Annotated in this window: 13 protein-coding genes; 9 read left to right on the forward strand and 4 right to left on the reverse strand. The window is 56.3% G+C overall.

Annotated elements, in window-relative coordinates; all coding sequences use genetic code 11:
* The first annotated feature begins 268 nt into the window (after positions 1-268).
* The 4 genes from FQ182_RS25930 (at position 269) to FQ182_RS25945 (ending at position 3,193) form a co-directional block, all read left to right on the forward strand.
* Entirely contained in the window at positions 269-583 is a 315-nt protein-coding gene (locus FQ182_RS25930) for a hypothetical protein (RefSeq protein ID WP_149414352.1), read from the forward strand.
* 202 nt (positions 584-785) lie between these two features.
* On the forward strand, positions 786-1,181 hold the full coding sequence (locus FQ182_RS25935; RefSeq protein ID WP_149414351.1) for a hypothetical protein: 396 nt from the start codon (positions 786-788) through the stop codon (positions 1,179-1,181).
* Positions 1,182-1,239: 58 nt separating this feature from the next.
* The gene (locus tag FQ182_RS25940; RefSeq protein ID WP_149414350.1) at positions 1,240-2,244 is read left to right on the forward strand and encodes a hypothetical protein; all 1,005 of its coding nucleotides are present in this window, start codon (positions 1,240-1,242) and stop codon (positions 2,242-2,244) included.
* Positions 2,245-2,473: 229 nt separating this feature from the next.
* The gene (locus FQ182_RS25945) at positions 2,474-3,193 is read left to right on the forward strand and encodes a Rha family transcriptional regulator (RefSeq protein ID WP_149414349.1); all 720 of its coding nucleotides are present in this window, start codon (positions 2,474-2,476) and stop codon (positions 3,191-3,193) included.
* Positions 3,194-3,516: 323 nt separating this feature from the next.
* Here FQ182_RS25945 and FQ182_RS25950 read toward each other — a convergent pair whose 3' ends face one another.
* Positions 3,517-4,122 (reverse strand): arylesterase, encoded by a 606-nt coding sequence (locus FQ182_RS25950; protein WP_149414348.1) that lies wholly within the window; start codon positions 4,120-4,122, stop codon positions 3,517-3,519.
* A 10-nt stretch (positions 4,123-4,132) separates the two neighbouring features.
* Here FQ182_RS25950 and FQ182_RS25955 point away from each other — a divergent pair, with 10 nt between their 5' ends.
* Positions 4,133-4,816, forward strand: a complete 684-nt coding sequence (locus FQ182_RS25955) for an ABC transporter ATP-binding protein (protein WP_149414347.1) — start codon at positions 4,133-4,135, stop codon at positions 4,814-4,816.
* Positions 4,816-7,326, forward strand: coding sequence for an ABC transporter permease (locus FQ182_RS25960; protein ID WP_149414346.1), 2,511 nt, complete (start codon positions 4,816-4,818; stop codon positions 7,324-7,326). The genes FQ182_RS25955 and FQ182_RS25960 overlap by 1 nt, the downstream gene beginning before the upstream one ends.
* Before the next feature lie 45 nt (positions 7,327-7,371).
* Here the strand turns inward: FQ182_RS25960 and greB are convergent, their stop codons facing one another.
* Positions 7,372-7,845: a transcription elongation factor GreB gene (gene greB, locus FQ182_RS25965; RefSeq protein WP_099169508.1), complete on the reverse strand. Its 474-nt coding sequence runs from the start codon at positions 7,843-7,845 to the stop codon at positions 7,372-7,374.
* A 156-nt stretch (positions 7,846-8,001) separates the two neighbouring features.
* Positions 8,002-9,165, reverse strand: a complete 1,164-nt coding sequence (locus FQ182_RS25970) for a hypothetical protein (protein WP_149414372.1) — start codon at positions 9,163-9,165, stop codon at positions 8,002-8,004.
* A gap of 316 nt (positions 9,166-9,481) precedes the next feature.
* Here FQ182_RS25970 and FQ182_RS25975 point away from each other — a divergent pair, with 316 nt between their 5' ends.
* From FQ182_RS25975 to FQ182_RS25985, 3 genes are read left to right on the forward strand one after another with little or no spacing between them, the layout of a single operon-like run.
* Entirely contained in the window at positions 9,482-10,408 is a 927-nt protein-coding gene (locus FQ182_RS25975; protein ID WP_149414345.1) for an ABC transporter ATP-binding protein, read from the forward strand.
* Complete coding sequence (locus FQ182_RS25980; protein ID WP_149414344.1) at positions 10,405-11,130, forward strand: ABC transporter permease; 726 nt, start codon at positions 10,405-10,407, stop codon at positions 11,128-11,130. Before FQ182_RS25975 ends, FQ182_RS25980 begins: the two co-directional genes overlap by 4 nt.
* Positions 11,131-11,145: 15 nt before the next feature.
* Positions 11,146-12,954 carry a Gldg family protein gene (locus tag FQ182_RS25985; RefSeq protein ID WP_149414343.1) on the forward strand — a complete coding sequence of 603 codons (1,809 nt, stop codon included), beginning with the start codon at positions 11,146-11,148 and terminating at the stop codon, positions 12,952-12,954.
* A gap of 38 nt (positions 12,955-12,992) precedes the next feature.
* Here FQ182_RS25985 and FQ182_RS25990 read toward each other — a convergent pair whose 3' ends face one another.
* Entirely contained in the window at positions 12,993-13,301 is a 309-nt protein-coding gene (locus FQ182_RS25990; protein ID WP_149414342.1) for a class I SAM-dependent methyltransferase, read from the reverse strand.
* Between the last annotated feature and the right edge of the window lie 8 nt (positions 13,302-13,309).

Below are 13,309 nucleotides of genomic sequence, written 5' to 3' on the forward strand. Positions count from 1 at the left end.
ACCTGTTAGTCGATGTCCATTAAGGGCGCCGCTGGGAGACCGCATACGGGATTGGGACCACCGTATGTTGCTCAAGTTGCAGGGGACCTTAACTTAAAGATTCTTAAAGATTACTCATTGAGTAACTTTATAATTATTATCTTTAAATAATCTAATAAGAAAAGAACTTAAAGATTCTAATAGATTGTCTAAGATCATCTCAAGTTGGGGATTGGTCTTGCGACCATGATTATCCCGCTCTCTCAGTCACCTCAAAGGAGGTCGATAATTGAACTTTCAATTTGTCCTCGATGATCTTAGCGCGCAGCACCAAGCGGACCTATTGACCATCGAGAAGGCCATGGGTGAGATTCCCAGATCGGCCTATGCAGTCTTTGAACTTAAAGCCTGTGGTCTCCGGTTCCACCGTGGTCTTGAAGATGCCCTTGAGTTCCTGAAGACCAGACTATCAGCGTTCCACTTGGTCCCCCTTGAGATGCTCCTTGAGTCCACTGGGTTCGACTTGGAGACGCTCGTCAAGCTCGTCAAGCGTGTCCCCGTGATCCTCAAAGCTCGTCCCAGTGGTGCTAACCACACCCAGTAACACCTCTACGTCGCCTCGTAGATCAACTTAAAGATGCCCGCTCAGGATTGCCATGTCCTGACCATCAACACACAACCAAACCCCAGAACCTATTAGTCAGTCTTGGATGATGCCCGCGTGGCTCCCTCCTTGGCCGTCTGGTCGCGTGCCTCAATGGCGCCAAGGCTGAACTAATGGGTCACCCAATAGGAGTCCCAATCCCATGCTAATCAACATCACCAATGTCCTGAAGAACGAAGTGACCATCTCCGGCCAGACCCAGAGCCGTGAGTACGTCGAGAACATCCTGCTGCCCATGCTGGTCGCCCAATGCGCCACCGTAGTAAGCCGAAAGTTCGAGATCGTTAAGGTCTTCGATGAGGCCGGGTTGTCGCTCGATGCGATTCCCGATGTCGCCCGTGAGTACCGCCAAGACAAGTCAGAGAAGGCCCGTGAGCGTCTCCGTCAACAAGCTGAGGCCAATGCCCATGCTGAGCGTCTCCGTGAAGCTACGCCCCGTGAGCTGGCCCAATTGAAGGCCGACCGAGAAGCCCGAGCGGCTGCCATTCGAGAACAAGGTGAGCGCATCCGTGCTGCCTCTCGTAACTCCGGCTGGTAACAGCACCTCGACATCTACAACTTCATCCCCCTTCAACTAATTCAGGAGAAACAATCCCATGCGCCTACCTAACCAATACGTGAAACCGACTTCCCATTACTCGACCATCTTTGATGATCAGAACGGGTCAATCCGCTTCAACACTGCTGACATCCGCGCTGAGAACGAAGCGGCCACCGATGTGTCCGTCTACGTGGAAGCCCTGACCGATGGCCTCGACGAGTACCTTAACAGTGACGAATGGCGCGAAGAGGCTGCTGAGAGAACCCCTTGCGAGTTCCGTCCGGCTGGCTCTGATGCCACGGGTCAGCAAATCATTACCATGGCTGATCGCTCTGTCACCTTCGACCCTCGCAAGAACTGGGACAACAAGACCATCTCGAAGGGCGAAGTCCTGGCCGGGTCTGTGATCTTCACCGAGCCCACCGATAAAGCCTTGGTCATCAGCCACCGCTTCACCATCCTCGACCACACCCTGTTGGCAGGCTTCACCGAGGGCTCCATGAACCAGACCGCTGAGAAGCTGTTGCGGGACATCGAGTTCCTTGCCGCTGGCAAGATCGCTTCAATCCTGTCTACCGCTCCATCCACTGAGACCAAGCCAGCGACCAAGCCAACCGGCAAGCCTGTAGAGATCGCAGAGGACCTGATCGACATCTTGACGATGAACATCAACCAGACTGTGGGCACCTCGTTGGGTGACTTCGTGGTCCTGCTCCCTGTGTCGCTGGTGGCCGTTCTTGAGCGGGCTGCTCAACGAGCTGGCGTAGCGGACATCGAAGCCCTGATCGGCGCCTCTGTGCAACCATACGCTGGTACTGACTATGGTCTGTTCCTGTTACCTAAGATGTTCACCTCGCTGAGCTACCGCGAAGGTCGTAACGGTGACGTGTGGAAGATCGAAGCGACCCGCAACGGTGCCCACCAGTGCTGGGACGTTGAGATCATGGCTGTCGTGGACATCGTTGCTAATGGCAAGGTCCGTGTGAAGCTGAGCGCTGATGGCCTCCAGACCGAGGATGTGGCCTTCCCGATGATCACCCGTATCACGCTGACTGCCTAAGGGATTCCCTTAGATGCCCCGTAAGGCCGACCTAATGAAGGATCGGCTGGGGCGCTATCAGACGATGTGCAGATTTGCATATCACTTCACCTATCGCCCATCGCTGGGCATTCAACCATCAGAGTCTTTCTGATTGCTCCTTGTGCCACTCGCCAGAACCCTTGTTGTGGGTCTCTGAGCTGGCCTGTGGGAGCGAACTCAGGGGGCAATCAAAAGGAGTCACAACACTATGCTGACCAACACCGTAACCATGACCACCATTGAGATCGCTGAGCTGACTGGCAAGGCCCACAAGAACGTCCTTGCGGATGCCCGTAAGGTAATCGAGATAACTCGGCTCAAATCTCAGCCGTGTTCAAATAATGACCAACCCTTGGGATACTCCGAGGCGACCTACCGGGATGGTCGGAACGCTGAGCGGCCTATGCTGGTCCTCGATAAGCACCTGACCTTCACCTTGATCACCGGCTATGACACGGGTCTACGTCATACAGTCGTGGGTCGATGGATTGAACTTGAGGCTCAGGCCAATCCGGGCTTCCTCGCGGAGACCATCAAGGACACCCTCGACACTCTCCAAGCGCGAGTCAATGCAATGGCCCCAGCCTATGACGAACACGTCCGCAAAGGCCGCACAGTTGGCTATAGCTGGCGTGAAGCCTGCCGCCTCGCTGACATCGACCACCCTGACAAACTACTGGCCTTGCTGATCACCCAAGGGAAAGCCCGTAAGACCCTTTCAGGTCACACCGAGCTTCACCCCGACTATCACGCAAAGGGCTTCGTGAAGGCTGTTAAACCGACCAACCTGATTACCCAATCCAATGGCGGTCACCTGTTCAAGATCACCAGCAAGGGTCTCACTGAGTGGCTCAAGGCCAAGGCTGGGGAGATGAACAAGGCTGTTGCGTTCGCTGGTGTTGACCAATGGGGCCGACCCATCAAGTAACCTTTAGGAGAACCCAATGGACAAGCTACAGGCTGCCTATCTGGTCTGTGCGGCTGTCCATTTGGTCATCTGGCTGTGGTCGCATAGGTCCCGATGAGAAAATACAGAAAATTTGGGAATGACCACCTCATTGCTACTACAGGCCGAGGTTCCCCCGTGTGCCTTCGCATAGGTCCTCGCGGGCGCCATAAGGACCCTCGCAGGCGGACGATAAGGACCCCAAGCGATGGGACAAAGGTGCGCCAAACCTGTGACAAAAGCTCTGGACAGGCTGATTGGCAGCTCCCTACAATCGGGTCTTCCTGACCTCTTCAGGGATTACTTCAAAGCAACGGCTTCAGCATCGGCCAGACGTTATCCAACAGCCGAGACTGAGCTTCAGCAGTAGGGTGAATTCCATCACTCTGAACCATGGAAGGCACGCCACCTATGCCCTCCAGCAAGAAAGGCACCAAGGGAATGTCATTCTCTTTGGCTACTTGAGGGAACACTTCAGCGAAAGCAGTCGTGTAGCGAACACCGTAATTTGGCGGTAAGCGCATACCCAAAAGCAGCACCTTGGCCCCCGCCTTCTTCGACTGCTGAATCATGCCCGCAAGGTTTTGTTGCAATTGCGTTGGCAACTGACCACGCAGGCCATCGTTGCCCCCCAGCTCAAGGATCACCAGGTCCGGCTTATGCTCTGCAAGCGCCGCGGGTAGCCGCGCCAGGCCTCCGGCACTGGTGTCGCCACTGATGGACGCATTGACCACCTTGTCGTCGAAACCTTCGCTCTTGAGCCGCTGCTCCAACAACGCGACCCACCCTTTGCTGGTATCCAGGCCGAAACCGGCACTGATACTATCGCCAACGATCAGGACTGTACCCGCCGCTGCGTTCTGGGCCATGCACATCAGGGCCAGGCCAGCACTCAAAAACCACATTCGCATCGGACTCTCCATGGGCGCAAGCATTCTCACTGCGCGGAACCTTAGCAAAGTGGTTCCCAGCGCGGAAGGTGAACTGACCATCCTGCACGAACTGAGCCTGGAACTGAACAAGGGCGATAGCCTGGCTATCGTCGGAAGCTCAGGTTCCGGCAAATCCACTCTCCTGGGCCTGCTAGCCGGCCTCGACCTGCCCAGCAGTGGCGAAGTCACGCTTGCCGGGCTTGCCCTGAGCACCCTGGACGAAGACCAGCGCGCACGCATCAGGGCCGAACACGTTGGCTTTGTATTCCAGTCGTTCCAATTGCTGGACAGCCTCAACGCCCTGGAAAACGTCATGCTGCCTCTGGAACTGGACGGCCGCAAAGATGCCCGAGAACGCGCCAGACACCTGCTGGAGCGCGTCGGCCTGGGCCAGCGCCTGACCCACTCCCCGCGCCAGCTCTCCGGTGGCGAGCAACAGCGGGTCGCCATTGCCCGGGCTTTCGCCGCCGAACCGGACGTGCTGTTTGCCGACGAACCCACCGGCAACCTCGACAGCCATACCGGCGAGCGCATCAGCGATCTGCTGTTCGAACTCAATAAAGAGAACGGTACAACCCTGGTGCTGGTGACCCACGACGAGCGTCTGGCCCATCGCTGCCGACGCCTGATCCGCCTTGAAGCCGGCCTGATGGTCGCCCCCCTGGAGCCTTGATGGCACGTTTGCCGCTGTTGCGCCTGATCAGCCTTGCCCTACGCCAATTGCTGCGCGATGCCCGTGCTGGCGAATTACGCGTGTTGTTCTTTGCCCTGCTGGTGGCCGTGGCCGCCAGCACTGCCATCGGTTACTTCGGTGCACGCCTCAACGGTGCGATGCTGTTACGCGCCACTGAATTCCTTGGCGCCGACCTGGTACTCGAAGGCAGCTCCCCTGCCCGCCCCGAGCAGATCAGAAGCGGAACCGAGTTGGGTCTGGCACATGCCAGGGTCGTGGAGTTTTCCAGCGTCATCGCCACCGACAACAGCATCCAGCTGTCGAGCATCAAGGCAGTCAACGAGCAATACCCGCTACGCGGAGAGCTTAAAAGCGCCGCCGAACCCTTCGCAGAGCAAATACCCGGCGGCGGGCCTAAGCCCGGAGAAGCCTGGGTCGAGGCGCGCCTGCTGACGGCGCTGGACATGAAGATTGGCGACAGCATCGACGTCGGCATGAAGACCCTGCGCATGGCCCGCGTGCTGACCTACGAACCGGATCGCGCCGGCAACCTGTACAGCCTGACACCACGGGTGATGATCAACCTGGCCGACCTTGAAGCCACCGGCGTGGTACAGCCCGGCAGCCGCGTCAGCTACCGTGAGCTATGGCGTGCGCCGCAAGCCAGCACGGCCCTGCAAACCTACCGCGACCTGGTCAGCCCAGGTCTCGCTGCCAACCAGCGCCTGCAGGACGCACGGGACGGCAACCAGCAAATCGGCGGCGCCCTGGGCAAGGCCGAACGCTACCTGAACATGGCCAGCCTGGTGGCCGTGTTGCTGTCTGGCGTGGCTGTAGCACTTTCGGCAAATCGCTTTGCCAGTCGACGCTTTGATGCCAGCGCTCTGCTGCGCTGCCTTGGCTTGTCGCGACGGGAAACGATGCTGCTGTTCAGCCTGCAATTGACCGTGCTGGGATTGCTGGCCAGCCTTAGCGGTGCCCTGCTCGGTTGGCTGGCGCAATTGGGATTGTTTTATCTGTTGCACGACCTGCTGCCGGCAGACGTTCCGCCGGGCGGGCTGTTGCCAGCCATTGCCGGGATCGGCACCGGGCTCGTAGCCCTCGCAGGTTTTGCCCTGCCACCCCTGGCCGCACTGGGTCGCGTGCCGCCGCTGCGAGTGTTGCGCCGCGATTTGCTGCCTATCCCATCCAGCACCTGGATGGTCTATGGCGCCGCACTGTTCGCCCTGGGCCTGATCATGTGGCGCTTGAGCCTGGATCTGGTACTGACCTTCGCCCTGCTTGGCGGCGGCGTCATTGCGGCGCTGGTTCTGGGTGGCCTGCTGCTCCTGCTGTTGCAAAGCCTGCGCCGGTTGCTGGCCCGCGCGTCCCTGCCCTGGCGCCTGGGACTGGGCCAGTTGTTGCGCCACCCACTGGCGGCAGCGGGGCAATCCCTGGCGTTCGGCCTGATCCTGCTGTCCATGGGTTTGATCGCGCTGCTGCGCGGGGAGTTGCTGGACACCTGGCAGAACCAGTTGCCCAAGGACGCACCCAACTACTTTGCCCTGAACATCCTGCCCGCCGACAAGGAAGCCTTCGGCGCTCGCCTGCTGGAATTGCAGGCACAGTCAGCGCCGCTGTACCCGGTGGTGCCAGGACGGCTGATCAGCATCAATGGCGAACCTGTGCAGCAAATTGTCAGCAAGGACTCCAGTGGCGATCGCGCGGTGCAGCGCGACCTGAGCCTGACCTGGGCTGCGGACTTGCCACCGGGCAACAGCCTGACGTCGGGCTCATGGTGGTCAAGCCAACCCACCGATGAGATTCCCGGTGTCTCGGTGGAAACCAAGGTCGCCGAAAGCCTGAAGCTCAAGCTCAATGACCACCTGGTCTTCACCATCGGCGGGGAAAACCGTGAAGCCCGTGTCACCAGTCTGCGGGAGATCAACTGGGACAACTTCCAGCCTAACTTCTTCATGATCTTCCAGCCGGGAACCTTGAAAGACCTGCCGGCCACCTACCTGACCAGCTTCTATCTGGCTCCCGGCCATGACCAGCAGATCGTCGACCTGTCCCGGGCTTTCCCGGCAGTGACCATCCTGCAGGTCGAAGCCTTGCTCGCGCAGTTGCGCAGCATTCTGGCCCAGGTCACCCTGGCAGTGGAGTACGTGCTGCTGTTTGTGCTGGCGGCGGGCATGGCGGTGTTGTTCTCCGGCCTGCAAGCCACGCTGGATGAACGTATCCGCCAAGGCGCGCTGCTGCGCGCCCTGGGGGCGGAGCGCAAGTTACTGGTCAAGGCCCGGCGTATCGAATTCGGCCTGCTGGGCGCGGTCAGCGGCCTGTTGGCGGCGCTGGGGACGGAACTGGTGACCCTGGTGTTGTACCGCTATGCCTTCGACCTGGCCTGGCACCCTCATCCCTGGTTGCTGGTGCTGCCGGTCATCGGGGCCGTGCTGATTGGTGGTGCCGGTGTATTCGGTACACGCCGGGCGTTGAATGCCAGCCCATTGACGGTGTTGCGCGAAGGCTAAAACGTCGATGGCCCGCCCTCCTTCCAGAGAGCGGGCCACCAATGCCTACTTCACGTACTCGATACCAGTGATCCACCAGCACACTTCACCACCAGGGGTCTGCACGATAGCCTCATCGTCCACCTCCTTGCGTAGCAGCGCCCTCGCCATGGGCGAGTCTATGGAGATGTAATCCATACGCTCATAAATTTCGTCGTAGCCGACAATACGAAAGCGCTTGGTCTCGCCCTGCTCATTCTCGATATCGACCCAGGCGCCGAAAAATACTTTGCCTTCCTGCTCGGGCATGTACTCAACAACGCGCATGTCTTCCAGGCGCTTGCGCAGGTAGCGCACACGGCGATCAATCTCGCGCAGCAGTTTCTTGTTGTACTGGTAATCGGCGTTCTCGCTTCTGTCCCCCAGCGAGGCTGCCCAGGTCACTTTGCGGGTAGTGTCAGGACGCTTTTCTCGCCACAGGTAATCAAGCTCTTTCTTCAGCGCTTCATGACCTTCTTTGGTAATCAGCTTGGTACTCAAAAGCTTCACATCCCCAGGAAATTCCCACATGTTCAGACAGCTGCCGCATCAGACATACGGCGATGGCTAGCTGACTCCAGTTGATAGGGAGCGATAATAAATGAACGGGGGAAAGTAGCCAGACCTGATGACGACGCCCATCAGCAAAAGCACCCATCAGACGGCTTCTGGATGCCCCTGCACGCCCTTATCCAGGGGTTGATCAGCCTCAGCCACAGGTTCCAGGGCTTCGTCCAGACGATGAAACACGTCCCTGAGACTGTCCCGCAAGACGGATAAATGCGCCAATCCGGTCGCCAGTTGTTCCGCTTTTTTGTGAGTCGCCACATCATCGGTCTGCAACCGAGCCGCAAGGCTATCCAGATGATGGGCCAATTCGTCCAGGTGGCGCTGCTCGGTCTGTTGCGCCTGCGCCCCATGGACCAGGTGTTCTTCACGGGCATTCAAGGTTTGGGTCAACTGCTGCAAGGCCGCATTTTTTTCAGCCATCAGCTCGATACTCTGCTGCTTCGACTGCTCCAGAAGCGCTTTTTCCTGCTGCAACTGGCAACGCAACTGCTCAAGCGCTTCTTCCTGCTGGAGTACGGCGAGTTTCTGTTGCGTCAACTCCTGAGCCACACGGGCAAGATTGGTCAGCGTACTGTCTACTTCAAACAGCGATGGCGGGGCCTCCCTGGCAGGCAAGGCTGGTGGTTCGTCCGGGGTTGGCGGCACCGCCTCAGTTGGCAGCGTCGGTGCGGTGACGATCATGGGAGCCTGCACTACCGGGTCGAACGAATCCGGCAATACGGGTTCAGGACGGCTCGGAGTCTTTGGAGGAGACACCATTTTCGAAGAGAAACGAATAGAGGGGACGATCAGTTCTGTGCTTTCGATAGCAGGCAAACCGGTCACTGAAGTTCCCAGAGTGATGACCTTCATCACCAGCGCCTTCTTGATCATCAGCGAGTGGTGATCCTCTGGCCGGGCAGGTGGCAGTTTGCTGCCCTTCAGATCAATGAAATGGTAAGGCACCTGAGCCTCTGCCGCGTTCCCGGTTTTAATGCCGGATGCCGCCGCCAGAGTGAGGATTTGCTTGAAGACGTGCATCGCCAGTTGCAGATCCTCCTTGGAATCAATGCTTCCAAGAAAATACCGCTCCGACTTTTTGCGCAACGCCGCGATGTACACCCGAGAACTTCCGGGCTCCATTTCTTCATCCAGACTATAGGCAAGATAGTTTGAGGACGTCTGCGGTACAGCGAAACCACAGAGCAATGCACCATTAACCGGGGTGTCATGACCAGAGTTCTCAAGAACAAGAGTACGTAGAAGCATCATGGAATAGGGCTCCGTTACGGTAAAACCTCCTATGCGTGCCAGATAAAAAACTGACAGCAATAAAAACGCCAATAACAAGGCAATTGTTTCAGCGCGTGATCGAACAACCTGTAGGACTTACCTTATTCAACCTCTTTGGCATTTCCAAGACCGTCTATTGAACGTACCATTTTTTAACAAACAAATACCTGGCATCACCTGATCAAGACTTTTCAATTTTTTACTTTTCGACAACTCACAACCTGCCCCCACCCAGGTTAATCGAGGCTTCGTCAATGCAGCGATTCTTGCCAAACTTATTCAGTAGAAAAGCTTAATGATCAAGATAACAAACCTAACAAAATACCTTGGCAGAAAAGCCGTCATCAGTGACTTTTCATTCTGCGCCAAAGGCCAGGAGTGTGTAGGACTATTTGGAAACGATGGTGCTGGCAAAACAACTCTAATCAAATTATTGGCTGGCTCAATTCAGCCCTGTTCCGGCCATATAAGAATACTGGATTTGGATAGTGGAACGCATCCTCTCCAGGTAAAAAAAATAATTGGCTATCAACCTGCGTCCACGGTCAGCCATAGCACCATGACAGTGGAAGGGTTCCTCAACTTCATTGCTGAAATTCGCGGGTTCCGTGGTATGGAAAAACGCAAGATGGTTGACCGAGCCGTCGCCCGACTGGAGCTTTGGCGAACACTTAAATGCCCGATTGAAACACTGTCCATAGGGTTGAAACGCAAAGTGGCCATTGCCCAGGCCATTGTGCATGATCCCAAGCTGCTATTACTGGATGAACCTACAGAGGGCCTCGACGCTTATCAAAAAAACAAGGTCAGGATGCTCATCAAGTCGTTGACCAATGAGATGAGTGTGATCGTTGCCTCTCGCAACCCCGAAGAGCTGTCCAGCATCTGCAACCGCGCACTGGTCATTGCTGGCGGCCGTTTGCTGACAGACATCCCCCTGCCCGAACTGCAGCGCAGCTCCCGCTACTACCAGGCAGTCACACTTGCAACTGAAACCCCGCTGGACCTGCTGGCACTGGCGGTATTGCCTGGCGTAGCCGGTATCGAAGAGGACCGGCACACGCCTAGCTGCGTGACGGTACTGGCGATGCCAGGCCAAATAATTTACCCCCATGTCAGCGCGCTGATTGCCAATCGCCGCTGGAAAATCGACTCGTTGAGTCTGGAGTCTGGACGCCTGAATGACGTCGTTCACCAACTAAGCCAGGAGGCGTTAAAGTGAGACTTCTACCCGTAATGCTCAAGCGTCAACTCGCCAGTTATTTTTCCACACCGGCAACTTATTTCAGTATTTCGGCTTTCTTGACAGGCAACGCAGCACTCGGCTTCTACTCAGAAAACTTTCTTGATCAGCGAGTGACGGATCTGCATGTTTTTTTTAAGCTTCACACGTGGTTATACTTATTCCTGATTCCCTTTCTCGCCGCACACCTTTGGTCAGATGAACGCAATGAAAACGCCATTGCTTTTATGAATACACTGCCGGTGACGGCCTTCGAGTTGGTTGCAGGCAAATTTTTCGCCGCGTGGCTGGTTTCTGGACTGGCCTTGTTATTGACCTTTCCGATAGTGATCACCATCAACTATCTAGGCACGGCGGACAATCTGGTTATTGCATCCCAGTACCTGGGCAGCTGGTTATTGGCTGGCGGTTACCTTTCGGCGGGTTGTTTTATTTGTGTACTGACACGTCACCGGCTTGTTGTTTTTACTGTCAGCATGGGTTTGTTGATCATCGCCAGCGCTTTATCTTCGGTGCTGGACGCCCTGGATCATCACGCACCTGTCTGGATCATCGAAAGTTTGATTTCCCTGAGCCCGTCGGCACGCGTTAGCGCCATCGACAACGGCCTTATGACCTTGCATGACATATTGTATTTCGCAAGTATGATCTTCGCTTTTCTCACCGCCACAAGCGTCACTTTAAATTTTAGAAAAGGTTGAGAAAGGAAAACCTTAATGCGCAACGCCATAAACTTTAGCGTGACAATAATTGTCATACCCTTACTTTTCCTCGCCTTCAATCTGGTGTGGGCACTGAAACTTCCCAACCTGCGGCTGGATTTTTCAGAGCAAAAAATCCATAGCCTGTCCGACGCTACGAACACCCTGCTCACCTCGCTTGAGAGCCCCATGGATCTCTACTTTTTCAACTCAAGCAAACATCCCCAGAAAAGTGAAGCCTTGAAAAACCATGGCCAACGCGTTGCGATACTGCTCAGGGAGTATGAAAGGGTAGCGAATGGCAAAATCAACCTGCACCTGATTGATCCTGCCCCCTTCTCCGAAGATGAATACAAGGCCGGGTTATTTGGCTTGGACAGTACACGAGGTTTTTTCGGCTTGATCGGTACCAGCGCGGACCATGGCACGCAAAGAATCGATTTTTTCAATCCTGAACAGGAGGCCTTTCTGGAGTATGAAATCAGCCATCTGATTCATAAAGTCGCTCACCCGGAACAGCCCGTGATTGGACTGATCTCCGGGCTGCCCATGGATGGCAGTCGGGATGAACGTGGCAAGGCAACCGCACAGCCCTGGCAACTGCTGCAAGAAATCCGTCGGCAGTTTAAGCTCATGAGTCTGGGCCAGGAAACCCGGCATATTCCTGAGCACGTCAACACCTTGATGCTGGTTCAACCCTCTCGACTGCCCGAGCAAACCCTGTTTGCGATTGATCAATTCGTGCTGGGAGGAGGCAAGCTGATGATGTTTATCGATCCATCCAGCGACCTGGACTCGAACGTCGAAACCCCGGCTTTATCTTCCAGCCTGCAAGGGTTGCTGGCGGCATGGGGCGTGCAGATGCCTGCGAATAAAGCGTTGGCCGACAGTCTCTACGCAACACCGGCCATTCTTGTTGGTGGGCAACTTCCCGTACGCCACCCTGCGGCGCTTACCCTGCCCCGGGAGGCGTTGGCGCAGAACGATGTCAGCGCCTGGAAACTGGACAATGTGACCGTATTGAGCAGTGGCGCTCTTATGCCACTCAAAAAAAGCCGTACATCCTTCACCCCATTGCTCCAGAGCTCTGGGCAAGCCGCTCTGTTTGAAATTGAGCGCTTCACCGTACATGGCGCGTTTGATTCAGTGCTCAGCGAGGCGGCCGCCCGTGGTCAACGCCACGTAATAGCGGCCCGTATCCAGGGGCCGGCCTATTCTGCGTTCCCTGACGGCTTTGACGGGCAGAAAGCCCAGTTGCAGAAAGCCGCCGATATCCATGTGGTGGTAGTTGCCGACACCGATCTACTCAGTGATCGCGTATGGGCATCCGCACAGAACAGCAATGGGCACCAAGCGCCTCGCTCAGGTAACGCGACGTTTGTCTTGAATACTCTGGATCAACTGTCCAGCCCCGGCACGCTGATGGAGATTCGTCCTCGTACAGGTAGTCGAGAGCAACTGCAGTTGCTGGGGAAATTACGCAGGGATGCCGCACGGTCTTACCAGGAAAAGGCCACAATTCTGGAGCAACGCCTGGAGCAAACGGAAAAGGAATGGCAATCCCTGAACAACCCATTGCCGTCATGGGGCACCCAGCCCGTCAACACCCATTCGTTGCTACAAGCACTCAACAAGGAGCGCCTGCGTTTGCCCAGGGAGCTTCATGCGCTGAAAGTAGAGGCCTACAGGAAGGTCAACACCCTGGAACGAAACGTGAAGCTGCTCAATATCATTGCATTGCCGCTGATACTGAGTCTGATTGGCCTGGGGATTTTCATGTCTCGTCGGCGTATTCAGTATCCACCTTCAGCAGCGTTTTACTGATCGTTGGCAGTTCTCAAGTGGTATCAGGCAAGGGCCGATTAACGTCGCATAATCAGTCCTTGCCGTGCAACACGGGTCAAGTGGCGGATAACCTCGACAGCATCGGCCGCGCAGGGAGCCTGAATCACCGCCAGGTCAAAACTGTTGGTGGCAAAGCGGGCAAGTGACTCGCCGTCCTCGACAAACTGGATCAAAAAAGCCGAAGGCCGGCCGGTGCGACGGGGCCAGCCATCCAGATAACGCAATAGCGTCGGCTGGTGCTTGCCACCCAAGAGGATTTTCGGATTGCGCTGAGTCAGGCCCGCAGTGATCGGCGCCAAGCGTAAAAGAGGGTGAGGTGCATTCATCGTGTCGT

This window comes from Pseudomonas sp. ANT_H4 (assembly GCF_008369295.1).
Taxonomy (GTDB): Bacteria; Pseudomonadota; Gammaproteobacteria; order Pseudomonadales; family Pseudomonadaceae; genus Aquipseudomonas.